Source organism: Gilliamella sp. W8123, from assembly GCF_016101085.1.
In the GTDB taxonomy this organism is placed as follows: domain Bacteria; phylum Pseudomonadota; class Gammaproteobacteria; order Enterobacterales; family Orbaceae; genus Gilliamella; species Gilliamella apis.
This window is the reverse complement of the sequence record NZ_JACFRE010000008.1, coordinates 68392-90114: the sequence shown is the minus strand read 5'-3', so window position 1 is coordinate 90114 and position 21723 is coordinate 68392. Positions and strand designations below refer to the sequence as shown.

18 protein-coding genes and 1 riboswitch are annotated in these 21723 nt (G+C 35.3%); of the genes, 11 read left to right on the top strand and 7 right to left on the bottom strand.

The window, feature by feature from the left end; genetic code table 11:
* Window positions 1-222 precede the first annotated feature (222 nt).
* From H3T56_RS10355 to radA, 4 genes are all read left to right on the top strand, one after another.
* Complete coding sequence (locus H3T56_RS10355; RefSeq protein ID WP_065614644.1) at window positions 223-1566, top strand: Na+/H+ antiporter family protein; 1344 nt, start codon at window positions 223-225, stop codon at window positions 1564-1566.
* Window positions 1567-1597: 31 nt separating this feature from the next.
* Entirely contained in the window at window positions 1598-2887 is a 1290-nt protein-coding gene (gene rsmB / locus H3T56_RS10350; protein ID WP_198192917.1) for a 16S rRNA (cytosine(967)-C(5))-methyltransferase RsmB, read from the top strand.
* 240 nt (window positions 2888-3127) lie between these two features.
* On the top strand, window positions 3128-4102 hold the full coding sequence (serB, locus tag H3T56_RS10345; RefSeq protein ID WP_198192916.1) for a phosphoserine phosphatase: 975 nt from the start codon (window positions 3128-3130) through the stop codon (window positions 4100-4102).
* Window positions 4103-4111: 9 nt separating this feature from the next.
* Entirely contained in the window at window positions 4112-5488 is a 1377-nt protein-coding gene (gene radA / locus H3T56_RS10340; RefSeq protein WP_086356835.1) for a DNA repair protein RadA, read from the top strand.
* Between the two features lie 94 nt (window positions 5489-5582).
* Here radA and ppnN read toward each other — a convergent pair whose 3' ends face one another.
* Window positions 5583-6959 carry a nucleotide 5'-monophosphate nucleosidase PpnN gene (gene ppnN, locus H3T56_RS10335; RefSeq protein WP_065614640.1) on the bottom strand — a complete coding sequence of 459 codons (1377 nt, stop codon included), beginning with the start codon at window positions 6957-6959 and terminating at the stop codon, window positions 5583-5585.
* 348 nt (window positions 6960-7307) lie between these two features.
* Window positions 7308-7431: riboswitch (molybdenum cofactor riboswitch) on the top strand.
* Here ppnN and moaA point away from each other — a divergent pair.
* Window positions 7429-8403 (top strand): GTP 3',8-cyclase MoaA, encoded by a 975-nt coding sequence (moaA, locus tag H3T56_RS10330; RefSeq protein WP_370545548.1) that lies wholly within the window; start codon window positions 7429-7431, stop codon window positions 8401-8403. It overlaps the preceding riboswitch by 3 nt.
* Here the strand turns inward: moaA and gluQRS are convergent.
* The 5 genes from gluQRS to syd all read right to left on the bottom strand — a co-directional run bounded on the left by gluQRS (window position 8383) and on the right by syd (window position 12481).
* Window positions 8383-9273, bottom strand: a complete 891-nt coding sequence (gene gluQRS / locus H3T56_RS10325; protein WP_198192914.1) for a tRNA glutamyl-Q(34) synthetase GluQRS — start codon at window positions 9271-9273, stop codon at window positions 8383-8385. The genes moaA and gluQRS overlap by 21 nt on opposite strands.
* 35 nt (window positions 9274-9308) lie before the next feature.
* Window positions 9309-9764 carry an RNA polymerase-binding protein DksA gene (dksA, locus tag H3T56_RS10320; RefSeq protein WP_065578398.1) on the bottom strand — a complete coding sequence of 152 codons (456 nt, stop codon included), beginning with the start codon at window positions 9762-9764 and terminating at the stop codon, window positions 9309-9311.
* Window positions 9765-9899: 135 nt separating this feature from the next.
* Complete coding sequence (gene folK, locus H3T56_RS10315) at window positions 9900-10385, bottom strand: 2-amino-4-hydroxy-6-hydroxymethyldihydropteridine diphosphokinase (RefSeq protein ID WP_198192912.1); 486 nt, start codon at window positions 10383-10385, stop codon at window positions 9900-9902.
* Window positions 10386-10642: 257 nt separating this feature from the next.
* Window positions 10643-11818, bottom strand: a complete 1176-nt coding sequence (locus tag H3T56_RS10310; protein WP_198192910.1) for an amino acid aminotransferase — start codon at window positions 11816-11818, stop codon at window positions 10643-10645.
* Window positions 11819-11947: 129 nt separating this feature from the next.
* Entirely contained in the window at window positions 11948-12481 is a 534-nt protein-coding gene (gene syd, locus H3T56_RS10305) for a SecY-interacting protein (RefSeq protein ID WP_198192908.1), read from the bottom strand.
* Between the two features lie 741 nt (window positions 12482-13222).
* Here syd and rne point away from each other — a divergent pair.
* The 6 genes from rne (at window position 13223) to metA (ending at window position 20705) form a co-directional block, all read left to right on the top strand.
* Window positions 13223-15907: a ribonuclease E gene (gene rne / locus H3T56_RS10300; protein WP_198192907.1), complete on the top strand. Its 2685-nt coding sequence runs from the start codon at window positions 13223-13225 to the stop codon at window positions 15905-15907.
* A gap of 68 nt (window positions 15908-15975) precedes the next feature.
* A complete protein-coding gene (locus tag H3T56_RS10295; RefSeq protein ID WP_198192905.1) occupies window positions 15976-16905 on the top strand; it encodes an ABC transporter permease subunit in 930 nt (309 codons plus the stop codon).
* Window positions 16898-17758 (top strand): ABC transporter permease subunit, encoded by an 861-nt coding sequence (locus tag H3T56_RS10290; protein WP_198192903.1) that lies wholly within the window; start codon window positions 16898-16900, stop codon window positions 17756-17758. Before H3T56_RS10295 ends, H3T56_RS10290 begins: the two co-directional genes overlap by 8 nt.
* Before the next feature lie 2 nt (window positions 17759-17760).
* Window positions 17761-18750, top strand: coding sequence for a putrescine export ABC transporter ATP-binding protein SapD (gene sapD / locus H3T56_RS10285; RefSeq protein ID WP_198192902.1), 990 nt, complete (start codon window positions 17761-17763; stop codon window positions 18748-18750).
* A 21-nt stretch (window positions 18751-18771) separates the two neighbouring features.
* Window positions 18772-19584 (top strand): ATP-binding cassette domain-containing protein, encoded by an 813-nt coding sequence (locus H3T56_RS10280; protein ID WP_086365112.1) that lies wholly within the window; start codon window positions 18772-18774, stop codon window positions 19582-19584.
* 188 nt (window positions 19585-19772) lie between these two features.
* Window positions 19773-20705, top strand: a complete 933-nt coding sequence (gene metA / locus H3T56_RS10275; protein ID WP_086365113.1) for a homoserine O-succinyltransferase — start codon at window positions 19773-19775, stop codon at window positions 20703-20705.
* A gap of 107 nt (window positions 20706-20812) precedes the next feature.
* On the opposite strand, the gene H3T56_RS10270 is transcribed toward metA, so the two are convergent.
* Window positions 20813-21469: a class I SAM-dependent methyltransferase gene (locus H3T56_RS10270; RefSeq protein ID WP_198192930.1), complete on the bottom strand. Its 657-nt coding sequence runs from the start codon at window positions 21467-21469 to the stop codon at window positions 20813-20815.
* Between the last annotated feature and the right edge of the window lie 254 nt (window positions 21470-21723).

The following is a 21723-nucleotide window of genomic DNA, read 5'->3' as shown; positions in this document are numbered from 1 at the left end:
ATTGTAATCTCAGTTTTACTATTGCTTTTATAATGACACGAGATCAAGTGTGCTACAACCTAAAGATTAACAATATTATTTGTTTTATTAATTCACATTTTAATATGGTCAGTTAATTGATGATTAAAAAAGCTCTATGCGAGTAAGCGTATACTAACAATTGCACTTTAAATAGCTATCGCCTAGAATAACCACCTTTATCTCGCTACGAAGAATCTATTTATGAATACTATTCTTGAGCTGTTTTCCTCAGTAAATGCAGTTGTTGTTGCTGTTATTTTAATGTTAGTACTTTCGCTTTGCCGAGTTCATGTGGTAATTAGCTTAATTATTGGTGCATTTGCAGGTGGTTTATGCAGTCATCTAACCCTAAAAGAGACCATAGACGCTTTTAATACAGGTATTAGTAATGGGGCTAATATTGCCTTATCTTATGCTATGTTAGGTGCGTTTGCGGTGGCTATTTCTAAATCAGGTTTACCAGAATTATTAGCTGATAAAGCCATTAAACAATTAACTACTAATGATGCGAAAACACGAATTAAATGGTTATTAATTATTATTATCGGGTTAGTTAGTATTTCCTCACAGAATATTATTCCAATTCATATCGCCTTTATTCCGCTATTAATTCCACCACTTTTATATGTGATGTCGAGATTACAACTAGATAGACGAATGATTGCGTGTATTATGACATTTGGTTTGATTACGCCATATATGTTTTTACCGGTCGGATTCGGTAATATCTTTCTAAATCAAATTTTGTTAAAAAACATTATTTCGTCTGGAATGGATGTTAGTCATGTTAATGTCATGCATGCTATGGCTATTCCAGCTTTCGGTATGTTTGTTGGTTTACTATGGGCTATTTTTGTCAGTTATCGTAAACCGAGACAGTATGAACTTATCCGTGAAGAGAGCCATGCCGAACAGTTTAGTAATGTAAGTGTTCGTTCACTTATTATTTCATTATTAGCGATTATTCTTTCTTTTACCGTGCAACTTTGTACTGGATCGATGATATTAGGTGCGTTAATTGGTTTTATTTGCTTTATTGTTTCAGGTTCAATCAAATGGGGCGAAGCGGACGGAATCTTCACCGATGGTATCAAAATGATGGCAATGATTGGTTTTGTAATGATATCTGCGCAAGGGTTTGCCGAAGTATTAAAACAGACGCATGAAATAGAACCTTTAGTCATTAATAGTGCAGCGTTATTTGCTGGTAACAAAGTCGTGGCCTCTTTCATGATGATGTTAGTTGGTTTGGTCATTACGTTGGGAATTGGCTCGTCATTTTCTACCGTTCCAATTATTGCAGCAATTTATGTTCCGTTATGCGTTCAATTAGGATTTTCACCAATTGCGACCGTTTGTTTAATTGGTGCATCAGGAGCTATCGGTGATGCCGGCTCACCACCTTCAGATACTATTTTAGCCACATCTGCTGGTTTAAATAGTGATGGACAGCATGACCATATCAGAGACAGTGTTATTCCAACCTTTACCCATTTCAATATTCCGTTATTTATTGCTGGATGGGTTGGATCATTGATTCTTTAAACAATCAAAAGAATTAAGGCTATTATTAGTTATGAATAAAAAGTCATACCGAAATATTCGTGCGCTTTGTGCAAAAGCTATTTTTGCGGTACTTGAAGAAGGACAATCACTTAGTACGGTTTTAGCCTCTTTGAATCATCAACTTGCTGATAAAGACAAAGCACTAGTGCAAGAGATCTGTTTTGGTGTAATGCGAGTGCTACCAGAACTAGATTTTTATATTCATAACTTAATGAGCAAGGTCTTAACTGGAAAAAATAGAATTTTACATTACCTATTGTTAACTGGATTGTACCAAATTCTTTATACCCGAATTCCTGAACATGCCGCTGTAGGTGAAACAGTAGGTGCGGTTAATGATTTAAAAAAACCGCAATTAAAAGGTGTGATTAATGGTGTTTTACGTGAATTTTTACGCCAACAGGCATCATTAAAACAAAAATTTCAGCAAGATAGTAAACAACAAATTAGTCAGACCTTACATCCTAGTTGGTTATTAAATCGTTTAAAATCAGCTTATCCAGAACAGTGGCAAGCAATTGTTAATGCGAATAATCAGAAACCACCGATGTGGTTACGAGTTAATCTTAACCATTATTCGGTTAGTGAATACCAACAATTACTTGAAAAACAACAAATTGTTTCCGAGACTTGTGCTGATATTCCTTGTGCTATTCGCTTAACTACGGCGGTAAATGTGACTAAGTTACCGTTTTTTGCTGAAGGAGCGGTAACCGTACAAGATTTATCAGCACAATATGCGGCTTATCTATTAGCACCTAAAAATGGCGAGCAAATTTTAGATATGTGTGCCGCTCCTGGCGGTAAAACCACCCATATTTTAGAACTTGCGCCAACCGCTAATGTATTAGCTGTAGATGTTGATGCCAACCGAGTTAAACGAATTGATGAAAATTTAATACGCCTAAAACAACATGCACAAGTCAAAGTTGGTGACGGTTTAACTCCTGAGAAGTGGTGTGATGGGCGTCAGTTTGATCGCATCTTGCTTGATGCTCCTTGTTCGGCGACCGGGGTTATTCGTCGTCATCCTGATATAAAATGGTTACGACGTGATAGCGATATCACTCAGCTCACCGAACTACAATATGCTATTTTGACACGTATCTGGCCTTATTTAAAAATAGGTGGCACCTTAGTTTATGCCACTTGCTCCGTATTGCCAGAGGAGAATAAGTTACAAATTGCCCGTTTTTTACAACAAACCCCCAACGCCAAACAGCAGGGAGAACTTAGGCAGTTTTTACCGACTGAATTGGCTGGTGATGGTTTTTTCTATGCTGTATTAAGGAAAGAATAGTTATTAGTTATGTTTATGGGGTAAAGCAATTTAGTTGTCATTTTTGCCTTTTTAATTGTTAGTTGGTTTGCAATTATTATTGATTAATGATGAATTAAATTCTTACTCAAAAAATTTTGAGGAACGGGGTTTTTTAAGCCATAAAATTTAATCAATAACATCTTATCATCGTTACTTGGACAATCTTTGGCAGATATGGTAAATTCCGAATCTGTTTTGCACTTTTAAGACTCTCGAAATATGGCTTACACATTAACCTATAGTGATCTCCCCGAAAATATACAATATTGGCAAGGTTTACCTTTATCTTTAAATGGTTGTGAGGTCGTTCCATTAGATTACAATGCCGGAAAAACCGGTTGGATTATTTATGGTAAAAAGTTAAATAAAACCTTGCTGTCAAAATTTCAAAGACAGCTAGCAATGCCGATGGTTGTGGTTTCTTCATGGAAAATTAAAACCTATCAAATTGTGCGTATTGCAGGGGTAATGCCGAAAAAAGCCAAATCGATTTCGTTAAGCTTAGGGATTGATGTTGCACCAATCGATAATTTACCAACCTTACATTCTCCTGGCTTATTGGTTATGGATATGGATTCAACCGCAATTGGTATTGAATGTATCGATGAATTGGCAAAGCTACAAGGTGTGGGAGAACAAGTTGCTACAGTTACTGAACTTGCTATGCGAGGTGAACTTGATTTTGCCACCAGTTTACGCAAACGCGTGGCAACTTTAAAAGGTGCAGAGCAAACTATTTTAGATCAGGTAAAAGAGAGTTTACCATTAACGCCGGGATTAACTTATTTAGTTAAAGAGCTACATAAAAAAAATTGGCACGTTGCTATTGTTTCTGGAGGATTTACCTATTTTGCTGACCATTTAAAACAGAAGTTGAAACTGGTTGCTGCTCATGCTAATGAGTTAGAAATTAAAAAAGGCCAGTTAACTGGTAAAGTGATAGGGCAAATTGTTGATGCTAAATATAAAGCTCGAACGTTACAACAATTGGCGGTTTCTTTAGATATTCCGATTGAACAAACTGTTGCGATAGGTGATGGTGCCAATGATTTAATGATGATTAGAATTGCTGGACTTGGTGTTGCTTATCACGGCAAACCTAAAGTCGTTGAAAAAGCAAGAATTAGTATCAATTATGCCGATTTGACTGGTTTATGGTGCATTTTATCTACCAGTTTATTAAGTGAAGGTTAGGAGAAAAATTTGGCAAAAACAGTAAAGCGCGCTTATGTATGTAATGATTGTGGCGCCGACTATCCTCGTTGGCAAGGTCAATGTAGTGCTTGCCATGCTTGGAATACTATTACTGAAGTGAGGTTAGCCAGTTCCTCATCACGCAATGATCGATTAACCGGTTATGCAGGTGGCGCCGGGCAAACTAGAATCCAAAAACTGTCTGAAATTAGTCTTGAGGCCTTACCAAGATTTTCAACCGGTTTTTCTGAATTTGACCGAGTACTAGGCGGTGGTGTGGTGCCGGGTAGTGCTATCTTAATTGGTGGTAATCCCGGTGCCGGTAAAAGTACTTTGCTATTGCAAACCATGAGTAAACTTTCGGCACAAATGAATACGCTTTACGTTACTGGTGAGGAATCACTACAACAAGTGGCAATGCGTGCCCACCGTTTGGGTTTACCAACTGATAATATTAATATGTTGTCTGAGACAAGTATTGAGCAGATCTGTTTACTGGCCGAACAGTCTCAACCCAAATTAATGGTTATCGACTCAATTCAAGTGATGCATCTTGCTGATATTCAATCTTCACCGGGTAGTGTGGCACAAGTTCGTGAAACAGCAGCTTATTTAACCCGGTTTGCCAAAACCAAAGGAATTGCCATTATCATGGTTGGCCATGTGACTAAAGATGGATCACTGGCTGGGCCTAAAGTCCTTGAACACTGTATTGACTGCTCGATTTTACTCGATGGCGATGCTGATTCTCGATTCCGTACTTTGCGTAGCCATAAAAATCGGTTTGGTGCCGTAAATGAACTTGGTGTGTTTGCCATGACCGAACAAGGCTTGAAAGAGGTTAGTAATCCATCAGCAATCTTTTTAAGTCGTGGTGAAGAGATGCTATCTGGTAGTTCAGTAATGGTGCTGTGGGAAGGCACTCGGCCATTATTAGTTGAGATCCAAGCATTAGTTGATCACTCTGTTTATGGCAATCCAAGGCGAGTAACTGTCGGGCTTGATCAGAACCGATTGGCACTGTTATTGGCTGTTTTACATCGTCATGGTGGTTTACAAATGGCCGATCAGGATATTTTTGTTAATGTTGTCGGTGGGGTAAAAGTAACCGAAACCAGTGCCGATTTAGCATTAATTGCCGCATTGGTATCGAGTTTTCGCAATCGGCCTTTGCCACAAGATGTGGTAATTTTTGGTGAAATAGGACTAGGTGGTGAAATCAGACCAGTACCAAGTGGCCAAGAACGTATTTCAGAAGCGGCTAAACATGGCTTTAAAAAAGCGATAGTACCTATTGCCAATATGCCGAAAAAGAAACCAGAAAATATGCAGATCTTTGCGGTTAAGAAAGTATCTGAAGCACTAGATATTTTAAGTGATTTGTAGGGTTTTTCTTGTTGAAAATATTCCGCCGATTTAATTCTGCAATTTAGTCTTAGAATTTAACTATCGGCGGAAAAGAAGTTATTTAATTTTAGCGTTAATAACAAATTTCATAACAAGGTTGGTAAGCACTACCTCCAGGTAGCTTCATACGGTCTTGTTTAACATAGCTAAGCAGTAAATTATCTAATTGTTTCATAATCTCTGGATCACCTTGTAACTTATAGCGTCCATGTTCGGCAATTTGCTTCATACCGAATTCTTTTACATTACCGGCTACGATACCTGAGAAAGCTCGACGTAAGTCTGCTGCTAACATTTCAACAGGTTGATTTTTATGTAGATTAAGTGATGCCATATTTTCATGGGTTGGTTCAAATGGATGCTGTAATGATTCATCGATTTTAAGTAACCAGTTAAATCCGTAAGCATCGCCAGTCGCTAAACGTGATGATTTAACCTGTTTGACGCCATGTTTCATGATGCGAGCGACTTGTTCTGGCGAATCAATGATAATTTCATACAGTTTAGTTGCTTCTTCTCCTAAGGTGTTGCGGATAAATTGGTCAATTGCAGCAAAATAATCTTCACACTCTTTGGGACCAGTCAAAATAATTGGTAAAGTCTGATTTTTATTGGCAGGATTGAGCATAATCCCCAATATATAAAGTAATTCTTCCGCGGTACCTGGGCCACCAGGAAAGATAACAATACCATGCGCCATACGCACAAACGCTTCAAGTCTTTTTTCAATATCCGGCATAATAATAAGTTCATTAACCAGTGCATTTGGTGGCTCTGCGGCAATAATGGATGGTTCGGTCATACCAATAAAACGACTATCTTTGATACGTTGTTGTGCATGACCAACAGCAGCGCCTTTCATCGGGGCTTCCATAATTCCCGGACCACAGCCTGTGCAGATATTGAGTTCGCGCAGTCCTAGTTGCATACCAACTTGACGAGCATAATAATATTCACTTTCGTTAATGGAATGCCCACCCCAACAGACAATTAAATTAGGTTCTTCACCCACATGTAAGGCATTGGCATTACGTAAAATTGAGAAAACAAGATTGGTGATGTAATAGGAGTGTTCTTTTTCCAATTTATCATTAGGCACCAAATGTTTAATTGCACTAATTTGGCTATTTAAAAACAGGATATCACGCAACACCGCAAATAGATTGGCTTGAATGGAGCGAATAATTTTTTTGTCGACAAATGCGGTTTCAGGAGCATCAATAAGCTCTAATTTGACCCCTCGTTCTTTGCTGATAACGTTAATTTCGAAAGATTTAAATCTATCCAATAATTCTTGAGTATTATCCGTTTTGCTACCTGCATTGAGTGTGGCTAGTGAACAATTTCTAAATAATTGGTATAGTTCACTATTTGCTGATTTTTTCAGAATATCGACTTCTGCTTGAGCAAGTAGATCCATTGATCCTAATGGACTAATATGGGTAATCATCACAACCTCCATTTGACGGTTTTATCGACAAAAAATCATTATATATTCAAACAGAATAAAAAATAAGTAAAGCTGATAATAACCTAATTTATCAATTAAATTAATTTAACATGAAAATATGTAACTATTTTTTCAAATTGAATTTTTCAATATTACATTAACCAATGATTTAAATATCATTGTAGTAAAAAATTATCGCAATTTTAGTTATTAAATTACCAGATTGGCTTAGCGTTATCGATACTGAGTATATTAATAACCGTGTAGGATCTTAGATAAAAATAAATTGTTTTTTATTAGATTGATATTAAATAATTGTCCATAGTCAAAAAATAAACGCTATGCTAGACTAAACCAAACTCTGAAGCTACTTTGCCTAAGTGATAATATTATTCATATGGTAATTTAGCCGCGGTATAGCGCAGAAATGGCTATGCTTCCCGATTTGGATAAGGTGTTTATTATATATATGCAATTAGTGGATAATTATCAGCGTCGCTTTCAATATTTGCGTTTATCAATTACTGAATTATGTAACTTTCAATGTCAGTATTGTTTACCTAATGGATATCGACCTAATAAAGATCATAAATTTTTATCGTTAAATGAAATTGATAATGTCATATCAACATTTACCGAACTTGGTGTGCATAAAATTCGCTTAACTGGTGGCGAACCGACTTTGCGTCGAGATTTTATGGATATTTTGTCAATTATTTCGGCTTATCCAAGTATTAAACAATTGGCAATTACTACCAATGGTTCACGATTATTAAAAAATGTCCATTATTGGCAACAAGCTGGGCTTAACGCTATTAATATTAGTATTGATAGTTTTTCTCCATATATTTTTAAACGAATAACTGGCCAAGATAAACTGCAAGAGTTAATGCAAGGAGTTGAAAAATCATTAGATGTTGGTATTGAGAAAGTTAAAATTAATACTGTTCTAATGAAAAATATGAATGATCATCTGAATGATTATTTAGCTTGGATTAAACACCGACCAGTAGAATTACGTTTTATTGAACTGATGGAGACAACCGAAAGCCGTCAGTTATTTAATCACTATCATTTAGCTGGTCAAGCGATGGAGTCTCAACTTATTGAACAAGGTTGGCAGTTACAAGCAAAAGAGGCATTATCTGGTCCTGCTAAAGTTTATACTCATAGTGATTATAAAGGTAAAATTGGTCTAATTATGCCTTATTCGCAGGATTTTTGTAAAAGTTGCAACCGATTACGAGTTTCATCGCTTGGTAAACTTCATTATTGCCTGTTTGGTGATGCTGCAGTTGATTTACGAGATTTGCTAAGCAGTCCAGAACAGAAAGCACAACTTAAAGCACGTGTGTTAGCTTCACTATTAATAAAACCAGAAAAACATTTATTACATGAGCATAATCTAGGCATCACACCTAATTTATCTTATATCGGTGGTTAACACTTGGTTTTGTTTCGGTATTTGGTTAATTTTCCAGTGAGTGATTGCCCAATCTAACAACTGTGTTTGTGAGGCATCTTGCCAGCTTTCCGGTAATTGTTGACCTAAAAACTGTAATGCTTGTGCGGTTAATAAATTCGCTTTTTTACTATCAATCGGGCTAGCATGGTTCTGTTTTGACAGTTTATTACCATGACTATCTAAAGCCAATGGTAAATGGCAGTAATTGGGGATAGTAAAATTAAATAATCGATAAAGCGAAATTTGTTTAGCGGTCACCGGCAGTAGATCTGCACCGCGAACAATTTCAGTTATTCCTTGATAATTATCATCCAATACTACAACTAAATTATAAGCAAATAGACCATCTTTACGATGAATAATAAAATCCTCTAAAGCATTAGCGGAATCAATAGTTTGTTGACCACGAATTTTATCATCGAAAGAAAAAACTGGCTGACTTTGCTTTAATCGAATAGCACATTGCTGTTGGTTCGTTGATGCTAAATGTCGCTCACGACAAAAGCCATCATATATCCCATTGCTAAGATTATGGATCCTTTGCCTGGTACAATCACAATAATAAGCTTTTTGTTGAGTAATAAGTGATTGTAATACGGCTCGATAACGCTCACTACAATTTGATTGATATAAAACTTGGTCATCCCAATACAGCTCGAAAGCCTCTAAGGTTTTTAATATTAACGATGCGGCGCCTTTGACTTGCCGTGGTGGGTCAATATCTTCAATGCGAACAAGCCACTTACCAAAATTGGCTTTGGCTTGTAAGTAACTACCGAGAGCCGTCACCAATGAACCAAAATGTAATGGTCCAGATGGTGAGGGGGCAAAACGACCAATATATTGCATGGGCGTATTGAATAAAACGACGGTTTAAATGGAAATTATATACCCATTTGTTTTTCACGAAGTTCAGCTAATGTTTTACAATCAATACATAAATCAGCTGTCGGTCTTGCTTCTAAACGACGAATACCAATTTCAACACCACATGATTCACAAAAACCAAAATCATCGGTTTCAATTTTCTTTAATGTCTTTTCAATTTTTTTGATCAATTTGCGTTCTCTGTCACGCGCTCTTAATTCTAAGCTAAACTCTTCTTCTTGAGTAGCGCGGTCAGCCGGATCTGGGAAATTTGCAGCCTCATCTTGCATGTGAGAAACTGTTTTACCCATTTCACCTTGTAACTGTGATAGCCATGCTTCTAAGATAAGTTTGAAATGTTTTAATTGCTTAGGATTCATGTACTCCTCACCTTTTGCCTCTTTATAAGGCTCAAGCCCTGCAATAGCAAGTAGGCTAAGAGAAGATGTATTTACTTTTTGTTCCTTTTTCACAGCAATCCCCTTAAGTACAGATTATTTGCGAGCGGTAAACTATAGCAATAATTTAGGCTTTGGCAAATTTTTTTTATTATTTTTTGGCATTTAGACCATAAAAATTTACAACTATATGGTTATTAATAAGATTAATTATTCATGCCATTTTTTTAATCCATTCATGGGACATTTTGTTAATAAATTAAACAGCTTATCGTTATCAGGTAATATCAGATCAGGTGAAATATCAAATAAAGGATAAAGTACAAATTCTCTCTTTTTCATATGATAGTGTGGTATGGTAAGCCTTTCTGTATTTATAACTAAGTCATCATATAACAATATATCTAAATCTAATGTTCTTGCTCCCCAACGATTTTCTTTACGGACTCTACCTTGTGACTTCTCAATGGCTTGTAAATGATCTAATAGTGCTATTGGTGTCAGAGACGTGGTTAATTTTATGACTGCATTGAGATAATCATTTTGATCTTGTGGTCCCAATGGTTTGCTACGATAAAATGGTGAAATATCAGAAACAACTGTTTCAGGTAATTGTTTTAAGGCTGCAATAGCTTGATTAGTTTGTTCTAATGGATCGTTAAGATTACTGCCTAAGGCAATATAACAAATTGACATAATTAGATTCAATTGAGGTGATGTTAAAACATAGTGATATTTTAACATATAAACAAGTTAGTAACTAATAAAGGAAATAGAATAATGTTTCAATTAAATTTTTGAAAAAAATTGAGGAGCCGTTTTTTTTGAGTTTTATAACTATCTATTTATTGTTATTTTTCTATGATATTTTTACTAAAAACTGGATGTGAATTTGGTTCAATTTAACCATAAACACATCCAATTATGAAGAATATACGTTAATTGAGTTTATACTATAAAACTTCGACAATTGATTCACAAAGTCTAGACATATTATCGATAGTCATTCCGGCGACATTGATTCGTCCTGAATTAACAATATAAATACCATAGTCATTACGCAATTTAAGTACTTGTTCTTCAGTTAAACCACTAAATGAAAACATACCATTTTGTTTGGCAATAAAACTAAAATCTTGGTTGGCACCTTTATCTTGTAAAGTTTTCACAAATAGTTGGCGCATACGATGAATACGTTGACGCATGCCTGTTAATTCATCAATCCACTCTTCTTTTAATTCAGCATTGTTTAATATATAAGAGACAATCTTAGCACCATGGGCTGGAGGATTAGAGTAGTTGGCTCTGATAATGGTTTTGACTTGACTAAATGCCCGATCGGCAATTTCGCTATCCGCAGCAATTAAAGTGAATGCACCAACACGCTCATTATATAGACCGAAATTTTTTGAGTAAGAGCTAGCGATTAGTAGTTCAGGTTGATTATTCGCAAACAATCTAAGTCCATATACGTCTTCTTCTATACCTTGGCCAAACCCTTGATAAGCGAGGTCAAATAGTGGTAACCAACCATTTTTTAAGGCTAACTCTGAAATCGCTTGCCATTGTTCTGGAGTCGGATCGATACCGGTAGGATTATGGCAGCAACCATGAAATAGCACGGCTTCGCCGGCGACAACTTGATTTAAATCACTCATTAAACTATCAAAATCTAGGCTTCGTGTTTGCGCATTGTAATAACGGTATTCGCGAACTTCTAAGCCCGCAGTTTGAAAGACGCTGCGATGATTAGGCCACGATGGATTGCTTATCCATACTCGTTTTATTTTCGTACGGCGAGATAAAAAATCAGCCATGATGCGTAATGCACCGGTTCCGCCAGGGGCTTGCGCAGTCCTCGCTCGTTGATTTTCACTACCGAATAGTAAGATTTGAGTGGCAATATTAAATGAATTAACACCATCAATGGGTAAATAGCTTTTGGTGGTTTCATCATTTAATATTAGATGCTCAGCTTTTTTTACACTTTCTAAAATAGGTGTTTTGGTGGTTTCATCTTTATAAACACCAACACTTAAATTAATTTTGTTGGTGCGTTCATCCTTGTTGTAGAGATCCGCTAAGCCTAAGATAGGATCTGCCGGTGCTGCTAATAAATATTCAAACATAAGTTACCTATTTCTTTTAGTGACACTTATTGCATTATATACATATTGTTTGGCAAGTTACAATTTGTAAACCACAATACGGTTGAGCCTCATTTTTACCACAGCTTAGTAATTATCGAAAGCTAATTATTATGCTATAACGATAAGTTTTTCAAGAAATGTTGCTAAATTAGATGATAATGTTGTCAATTGCCCAGTTATTAAATCTTCTTTAACCACTTCGCCTGTCAAATTATTTAATGCGACGATTTCAGTATCTTCATTGGTTGAGGCGATAAAAATGGTCGGCGTTCGCTTTAATTTTTTTTGTTGCGATAGGTGAGCAATTAAATTTTTTTCTAAGTTTGAAAAGTCATCATCATTCCACGCTTGCAACAAAATTAAATTAACGTCAGCAAATTTTGCTGTCAGATTTGCAGCATATTGTGTGCCGTAAAATGTATGTGCACTTGGGTGGATTCTGATGTTAATAACTTGTTCTGCGATGGTTAAATCTCTTGGAGGATTAAGTAAAAAGGGTTGCCAATAAACGGCAAGATTTTCAGTTTTGATAATGCAAGGCGAGGGTAAACCGTGTAATTCTTCACTTTGTGGAGCTTTTTCAAATTGAGCGATCCAACGCTGGGTAAAATCAATCAATGCTATTTTTTCAGGCGCTTCCATAACTAAATATTATCTCATAGTTCATTTTATAATCGATAGTTGTTTAATATTATACGGATCAAATTGGCATATACACAATTGTTAAAGTTAAGTTTTTAAATTCATAAAATGCGTTATAAATCGATGTAAAAAATTTGCCGAATTTATCGACAATTAAATGATGAAAAATTAGTGATCAAAGCTTTTTTTTATTGTATTTTCAGTCTAATTTTAGGGTAGTACAAAACCAGCATTAAATTGTTTATAAAATAGTCAGTTTAATTTGCTTGCTATCCGTTGCTGAAACGTGAATAATAGACATGGATATTTTATCCATGTAATGCAGCAATGGCGTTAGACATTACAGTTTGTCAAAATAAAATAGCGTAAGTAGAATTATTATAATTAATTAATATGTTTATTTTAAACAATCATATAAAGATTTAGTGGTTTGTTAAATTGTAGAAAAATAGAATTTGCAAACTCATCATTGAAATAATATCAATAATTGTATATTTAGTGGTGTTCAAAAAGTGTATAGGTGTTTTGAATGTAATATTACCTCTAAAAAGTGTATTGATGTTGGATAAGTTATACTGATTTCACATAAAATAATAACAAAAATAACACAAATAAAATAATGAATACGGTATAAAAAATATTTAAGTAAGTACTATTGTTTATCATTGTTAAAATAAGCGGTTATTGTTAATAATAAAGTTCTACCTACAGTTAATTTAGATTAATGAAGAGTGTAGAATAATGAAAAGAATGCTAATCAATGCAACCCAGCAAGAAGAGCTGCGTGTTGCCCTTGTTGATGGCCAACGCTTGTATGATTTAGATATCGAAAGCCTTGGTCACGAACAAAAAAAAGCCAATATTTATAAAGGCAAAATCACTAAAATCAATCCTAGTTTAGAAGCTGCATTTGTCTCTTACGGTGGTGAACGAGATGGTTTTTTACCTCTAAAAGAGATTGCTGAAAGCTATTTCCCTTCCAATATCTCTGGTCGTCGTAGTATTAAACATTTACAAGAAGGCCAAGAAGTTCTTATTCAAATAGAAAAAGAAATTCGTGGTAAAAAAGGTGCCGCTTTAACGACTTATATTAGTTTAGCTGGTAGCTATTTAGTTTTAATGCCAAATGATCCTAGAGCCGGTGGTGTTTCTCGTCGAATTGAAGGTGAAGAGCGTGCTGATCTTAAGCGTATTATTGATGCGTTGGAAAAGCCAAAAGGTATGGGCGTTATTGCTAGAACCGCTGGTGTTGGTAAAAGCCAAGAAGAGTTGCAACAGGATTTGAATGCTTTGGTCAACTATTGGACTGCGATTCAAAATGAATCTAAAAATCATCCGGCGCCAAGTTTAATCCATAAAGAAAGCGATATTATTACTCGCGCATTCCGTGATTACCTCCGTGATGATGTTGGTGATATTCTCATTGATAATCCAAAAGTACTTGAAATTGCTAAAAAACGATTAGCTGATTTAGGCCGAGTTGAGTATGTTAGTCGCCTAAAACTTTATGAGGGTGATGTACCATTATTCAATCATTTCCAAATTGAAGGGCAGATTGAATCAGCATTCCAACGTGAAGTTCGATTACCATCTGGTGGCTCTATTGTTATTGATGCGACCGAAGCATTAACCGCTATTGATATCAACTCAGCGAAATCTATCCGTGGTAGCGATATTGAAGAGACTGCATTTAATACTAACCTTGAAGCAGCGGAAGAGATTGCTCGTCAATTACGCTTACGTGATTTAGGTGGTTTAATTGTGATCGATTTTATCGATATGACGCCAATCCGTAATCAGCGTGAAGTCGAAAATCGTTTGAAAGAGGCGATGAAAACTGACCGAGCAAGAATTCAAACCACACGTATTTCTCGTTTTGGTCTACTTGAGATGTCTCGCCAACGTTTAAGCCCTTCGTTGCGTGAAGCTACTCACCATATTTGTCCTCGTTGCCAAGGAACAGGTACGGTTCGTGATAATAATTCATTATCACTATCAATTCTTCGTTTAATTCAAGAAGAAGCGATGAAAGATAATACCGTGCAGATTGACGTGATTGTGCCGGTACCAATTGCAAGTTATTTGCTTAATGAAAAACGTCGAGCCATTACCAATATCGAAAGAATGCATCCAGATGTTAAAATCGTTATTGCTGGTGATGAAGAGATGGAAACACCTCTTTATAAAGTCATCCGTAAACGTCGTGGTGAAGAGACCGATGTATTAAGCTACAATTTACCTAAGTTGATTCGTGAGCTTGAAGAAGAGGAAGAAGATCAAGTTGCTGAATTGGTAGTAGAAGAAGCAGTATTATCTGGCCCTAAAGTAGAAGCAAGCAAAGCGCCAAAAGCAAAAGCTGAGCCGAAGAAAGTTGAGAAATCAACAGGTTTATTTGGTGGATTGTTTAAAAAGATTCGCCAACTATTTGTTACTGAAAAAGAGGCTCCAAAACCTGAAGTTAAGCCTCAGCAAAATAGACGACGAGACAATCAACGTTCAAATAATCGACGTCAACGTAATAATCGTAACAATAATGCAGCAGCTGCAGCAAATAATACAACTACTGAAGAAGTTAAAGAGCCGACACGTAATAATCGTCGTAGCAAACAAAATAACAATGGCAACACCAATACAACGAATAATATCAAGGCAGATAAAGTAGTTAATGAGACTGCACAACCAAAACAAAAAGAAGCTAAGCCACGCAGACAACCACGAAACTTAACTAAGAGTGTTCGGGTCAAAAATAGTGATGCGCCAGTTCAGAACGAACAAGAGCGTATTGTGATCCCTTCTTTATTGTTACCAATTATTGTTCCAGAAACAGGTGAAAATAAAGCTGTTGGCGAATCACAACCAAAACGTCAACGACGCACATCTCGACATTTGCGTATGAATACACCGCGTACCAAACGTCGTGGTAAAAATACTGAACTAAAACAGTCGCCAGTGCCGTTGTCATTTGCTGCTGCGTCTTTAGAGCTAGCATTAGGTCGGGTAGCGGTTGATTATAGTCAAGTGAATAGTGAACAACCAAATAACGATGTACCAGTCATTCCTTCACTTTTATTACCAATCGTAATTAAAGATGAGGTGAATACTAATAGTGCTGAAAAAGCGGTTGTTAGTGACCGAAAACCACAACAACCAAAAGTAGCAGCAACAAGCTCTCAAGCTGATATTGATGTTCAAGAAAATAAACCGCAGACAGATGAAGTCGTCACTATGCCTGCAACAGAAACGACTGCTGGTTATTCTTCATCAGTGATGACAAAGGCTCCTGCTCCAGATTATGTAGAATCTAATAGTGGGATAAAAACTCGAGAAGAGTTAGATTATCATTATGAAGGTAAAGGTAACGCGGGTGGCTTAAGTGCACAAGATCACGCTTATGCAGCTGCAAGTAAACCGGTTATACCTGAGTAGTGTATAGATAAATAACGGTGACAAATGTCACCGTTATTCTTAACTCATAAAAGCGATAAAGATAAACAATGATTATCTATATTTTAAAAAAAATAGTGACGTTTTTATTTATTATCTGCGTACTTGCCCAGATCAGCTTTTGTCTGGTTTATTTTGTTCCTCAATCTATTTTTAGTGATTTAACTTTTATTGATGCATATAGCGCTTTTTTTAAGCAACTATTGCAAGGTCAATTTAAGTTAATATCTGGTGAAACCGTTCCTTTTTTCGATACGTTATTAACGACATTTGAGCTTTGTATTTTAGCGTTACTTGTTGCGTTATTTATTGGTATTCCGTTAGGGATTTTTCTTGGTTTAAGTAATATAAATTGGCTAAATACCACGATTCGATTAGGTTGTTTAATCTTTTATTCTTGTCCGATTGTTATGTTAGCAACATTAGTGATGTTCTATCTTTCATCAACATTGCCAATATCAATGAACTTCGATATATCAATATCAGTAACGGGAAGTTCTTTATTAGATATTATCCTTTCAACGCGAGAAGACAAATTACCGGCAATTTTGGATCAACTACATTATTTACTTTTGCCAACCATTATTTTAGCGATTCAGCCAAGCATTGTAACTATTCAATTAGTCAGTGAAAATGTTAAAAATACCTCAAGGCAAAATTATATTAAAATGGCAATTATTCGCGAGCGTTCACCGTTTAAAATTTTACGTCGACATTTATTACCCAATTCAATTCCGGCGACAATCCCACAATTGACGTATAATACAACGACTCTATTATTTTCAACGATGGTGATTGAAATCTTGTTTAACCGTGTTGGTCTTGGCCAATGGGTTATGTTGGCTTATCGTAATCATAATTATTTTATTATTTCGATAGCCATTCTTGCGTGTGGAACAGTAATTAGCTTATTAACTTTATTAGGTGAGATATCTGCAATTGCTATTTATCCATTACGTCATAAGGAACACTATGTCTAGGATGAACCAGTTAGCCAAGAACATGAAAATATGCTTGCATAAACTGCATAGTAATTTGTACTTAATTGTCAGTTTTTATGGGATTTTGGGTATAGCTTTTATTGCATTATCAACTAAATGGTTTTTTCATGCTCATTTAAATCCAGTATATGTCGCTTCTTTGCCTCCTGCTTGGTGGCCAACTGGTGATATCAATCATATATTAGGAACAACGGCTCAAGGACAAGATATTTTCGATTATTTATTGATCGGCTATCGTTCAACTATCTCAATGACATTAAAAGCGGTTTTTTATGTCATTATCATTGGTGGTGTGATTAATTATTTGATGTTTTTTGTCGCATTTATTCGACCGTTTATCTTATTTATCTTTAGATTCTTTATGGTGGTGCCACCATTATTGGGTGTGATTGTAATTAGTTTGCTATTAGAAGATGATATTACCAATATCTTAGTGATCATTGGTTTATCTTATGCGCCAAGATTTATTTATAATATCCATCAACGTGTTATTAAAGAATGGAATAAAACTTACATCACAGCTTATCGACTTGATGGTTTATCTTCATTTTCTATTTTAAATCATTATATTGTACCTAATATCCTACCGGTTTATTTGACTGAGATAGTGTCTTTATTTGGTTCGGTTATTTTAGCTATCACAACCATTACGTTTTTAGGCTTTGCGAATGATTTTTCTCGACCTAATTTAGGCATGATGATGTTTAAGATGAAAGATATAATGGATGTTAATTTATTGGCCTTTTTAGCTCCAGGAATCGCCGTCTCTGTTACAATTATTTTGGTTTATTTATTCAATTTTGGGTTATATGGTCAGCGAGTAGGGCATTAATCATGGCACTATTAGACATTCGTAATTTAACTATTGAGTTTATTACTCCTGATGGCCTGTTACGGGCGATTGATCGCGTCAATTTAAAACTATCAGAAGGTGAAATTCGAGGTCTAGTTGGTGAATCAGGTTCAGGTAAAAGTTTAATTGCTAAAGCGATACTTGGTGTCACTAATCATAATTGGAAGATTTCTGCTGATCGCTTCTATTTTAATGATGTTGATTTATTGAAGTTGACACCGAAACAACGACGAAAAGTGATTAGTGATAATATATCCATGGTATTCCAAGAGCCACAATCTTGTTTAGATCCATCTATGAAAATTGGCCAACAGTTAATTGAGGCTATTCCGCGAAGAACATTTAAAGGACATTGGTGGCAACGACTATTTTGGCGTAAGCATCGCGCGATTGAGTTACTACATCGTGTTGGGATTAAAGATCATAAAGAAATACTTAAATCATACCCATTTGAATTAACGGAAGGCGAATGTCAAAAAGTGATGATCGCTATAGCATTAGCTAATCAACCTAAATTACTTATTGCCGATGAACCAACCAATGCCATGGAAGCGACAACCGAAGCGCAAATATTTCGTTTGCTTGCGAGTATGAATCAAAATATGGGTACGACTATTTTACTGATTAGCCATGATTTGCAAATGGTTACTCGCTGGACTGATCGTATCAATGTCCTATATTGCGGACAAACTGTTGAGGTTGCTGATAGTGAAGATTTGATTAAATCACCTTATCACCCTTATACTCAGGCATTGATTTATGCTATCCCTGATTTTGGTAAAGCGATGCCTCATAAAAGCCCCTTAAATACCTTACCTGGCGTTATTCCATCATTGGAACATTTACCCATTGGTTGTCGATTAGGACCTCGTTGTCCTTATGCCCAGAAAAAATGCATACAAGCACCAGAGCTTATCCCAATCAAAGATCATTCGGTAGCCTGTCATTTTCCATTAAATATTGATGAGTAATTTGAGATATAGGAATAGTTAATGAACCCAATATTAAAAGTCCGTAATTTATCAAAGCGATTTAAAATTCCTAAAGGACTCTTTGGTCATTTACAAATTGATGCCGTTAAACCCTTGTCGTTTTCGCTAAACGAAGGGAAAACGCTAGCCATTATTGGACAAAATGGTTCCGGAAAATCGACATTAGCTAAAATGCTGGTTGGTATGATTAAACCAGATAGTGGCGATATTTGGATTGATGGTAACAAAGTAGAATATGGCGATTTTGGTCATCGTTCTCAACTGATTCGCATGATATTCCAACATGTTGAAAGTTCATTTGATCCACGGCTGCGTATTGGCCAATTGCTTGAAATTCCACTTAAACGCAATGCCAATTATAGCAGTCATGAACGGGAAAAATTAATCAATGATGTTTTAAAACAAGTTGGTTTATTACCGGAACATGCCTCTTATTATCCGTCAGTGATGGCAGCAGGGCAAAAACAACGAGTCGCTTTAGCTAGAGCACTAATTTTAAAGCCTAAAGTGATAATTCTTGATGAAGCTTTAGCTGCATTAGATATTTCAATGCGTTCACAAATTGTTAATTTAATGTTGTCATTACAAGAAGAGCAACAGATATCTTATGTTTATGTCACACAAGATATCGGTATGATGAAACATATTAGTGACCAAATTATCGTTATGCATAATGGTGAAGTGGTTGAATATGGTAATACTGCCGAAGTTTTAGCTTCGCCACTAAGTGATATTACTCAAAAACTTATAAATAGTTATTTTGGTGAAGCATTAACAGCCGATACTTGGCGGACAGATACTCGAGCTTTTTAGTTTTATTTTGCAGCAGAATAAACCAAATAACTTAGTTATTATTCTGATTTTGTTTAAAATATTCTATTTATTTTCCAATAAATACTCGACAAATTTTTTAAAACGCTCTATATTTAGCTATATAGATTTCTAGACGTCCGTTTTTCAATGTTATAGAAGATAATTTATTATTGTTAGGAGCTTTTGTTATGCCTATATGTATTCCTGATTCATTACCGGCAGTTGATGTTCTTCGTAATGAAAATGTATTTGTAATGACTTCAACGCGTGCTAATACTCAAGAAATTCGCCCACTTAAGCTTCTTTTCTTAAATTTGATGCCGAAAAAAATAGAGACTGAAAATCAATTTTTGCGTTTACTTTCTAACTCATCTTTACAGGTGAATATTCAGTTATTAAGAATAGATCAGCGTGAATCCAAAAATACGCCAATAGAACATTTGAATAGCTTTTATTGTGATTTTGATGATATTCGTGAACAGAATTTTGATGGACTTATTATTACTGGAGCGCCATTAGGTAAAGTCGCTTTTTCAGATGTTGTGTATTGGCCTAAGTTAGCTGAAATTATTACTTGGGCGAAAGATCATGTAACCTCAACCATGTTTGTTTGTTGGGGAGTGCAAGCGGCATTAAATGTTTTATATGATTTACCTAAATTCACTCGTTCACAAAAGTTATCCGGTGTTTATCAACACCAAATCTTGCAACCAAATGCTATTTTAACCCGAGGCTTTGATGATACGTTTTTAGCTCCACACTCTCGTAATGCTGATTTTCCAATTGATAAAATTAAAAACTATACCGATTTAAATATCTTAGCTGAGTCAGAAATCACTGGGCCATACTTAATGGCAACCGCCGATAAACGAATGGCGTTTGTGACCGGTCATCCTGAATATGACTCATTTACTTTGGCTAATGAATATTCTCGTGACTTAAAAGCCGGCATTAACCCTGAGATCCCTTATAATTACTTCCCAGAAAATAATCCTAATTTAACTCCGAAAGCAACATGGCGAAGTCATGCTTATTTACTATTTAGTAATTGGCTCAACTATTACGTTTATCAATTAACGCCATTTGATTTAACTACTCGTAATTTGACGATTGATGATTAAAAATTATATATATCAGTTATTTTACGTTGTAATATAAATAATTAATCTAAATTTGACCATTTTCTTGGTCAAATTTAGTAATTACTAGATTTTATGGGAAAACTATTTTATTCCTTTTCGGCTACTATTAAGAACATTGGCGTTGAATGATAATTAATTTGTTCAATTTCATCCCAGACTATCTTTGATATATCGTTTTCAATATGAATATTTTTATAACCAATTGATTGTAAAATCTTCTTATCCCATTCAGGTCTAATTTCCTTACTTAATGGTAGTAATTTGGCGATTCGTTCCATTTCTTGTGTATCGGTTTGTCGATAATGATCTTCAATGCCATATTCCATGGTATTTTGTCTATCCTGCATATATTGTGAATAAAGATTTTTATTAAAAAGAAATAGATACCAATTGGCATCAAAATTAAGTAATTTACCTTTAGTATTTAATACTCTAAACCATTCTTGATATGCTAAAGTTGGATTACTCAAATTCCACGTTACATTACGCAATATAATTAAATCAAAACTATTGTCTTCGAATGGTAAGCAATGAACATCTGATAAAACAAAATTAACCTTTACTTGGTATTGTATTGCATTGTTTTTTGCTTGATTTATCATTTCTTCAGTAGCATCTACTGCAGTTACTTCATGTCCGGCTAACGCTAACGTGATAGCTAAAAAACCGGGACCGTTTCCAAAGTCTAATATTCGTAATTTATTCTTGTTAGGAGCATGGTTTAAAATTAACTTTTGCCAGATTGTTCTTTTATCTGTTGCCTATTTGTCTTTATTAGTTTGGCTATATCCTTTAGCTCGATTTGTCCAATAGATAATAAGATCTTGCAAAAGATTATCATCATTATTATTCGCGACTAGTACTTAGTTTCCTGCTTTTTAATTGTGAGACGGGTAGTGTAATAATTATTACTCAATCAAATAATACCTTCTACTTAACTTTATAGACAAGTTTTTTAAAATTTGAAATTGGACATAATTTGATATTTGAACTAATT

Coding starts and splice junctions, on each gene's coding strand:
- H3T56_RS10355 (WP_065614644.1), top strand. CDS start 223: ATGAATACTATTCTTGAGCTGTTTTCCTCAGTAAATGCAGTTGTTGTT.
- rsmB (WP_198192917.1), top strand. CDS start 1,598: ATGAATAAAAAGTCATACCGAAATATTCGTGCGCTTTGTGCAAAAGCT.
- serB (WP_198192916.1), top strand. CDS start 3,128: ATGGCTTACACATTAACCTATAGTGATCTCCCCGAAAATATACAATAT.
- ppnN (WP_065614640.1), bottom strand. CDS start 6,959: ATGATTACCCATATTAGTCCATTAGGATCAATGGATCTACTTGCTCAA.
- moaA (WP_370545548.1), top strand. CDS start 7,429: ATGCAATTAGTGGATAATTATCAGCGTCGCTTTCAATATTTGCGTTTA.
- gluQRS (WP_198192914.1), bottom strand. CDS start 9,273: ATGCAATATATTGGTCGTTTTGCCCCCTCACCATCTGGACCATTACAT.
- folK (WP_198192912.1), bottom strand. CDS start 10,385: ATGTCAATTTGTTATATTGCCTTAGGCAGTAATCTTAACGATCCATTA.
- H3T56_RS10310 (WP_198192910.1), bottom strand. CDS start 11,818: ATGTTTGAATATTTATTAGCAGCACCGGCAGATCCTATCTTAGGCTTA.
- syd (WP_198192908.1), bottom strand. CDS start 12,481: ATGGAAGCGCCTGAAAAAATAGCATTGATTGATTTTACCCAGCGTTGG.
- rne (WP_198192907.1), top strand. CDS start 13,223: ATGAAAAGAATGCTAATCAATGCAACCCAGCAAGAAGAGCTGCGTGTT.
- H3T56_RS10295 (WP_198192905.1), top strand. CDS start 15,976: ATGATTATCTATATTTTAAAAAAAATAGTGACGTTTTTATTTATTATC.
- H3T56_RS10290 (WP_198192903.1), top strand. CDS start 16,898: ATGTCTAGGATGAACCAGTTAGCCAAGAACATGAAAATATGCTTGCAT.
- sapD (WP_198192902.1), top strand. CDS start 17,761: ATGGCACTATTAGACATTCGTAATTTAACTATTGAGTTTATTACTCCT.
- H3T56_RS10280 (WP_086365112.1), top strand. CDS start 18,772: ATGAACCCAATATTAAAAGTCCGTAATTTATCAAAGCGATTTAAAATT.
- metA (WP_086365113.1), top strand. CDS start 19,773: ATGCCTATATGTATTCCTGATTCATTACCGGCAGTTGATGTTCTTCGT.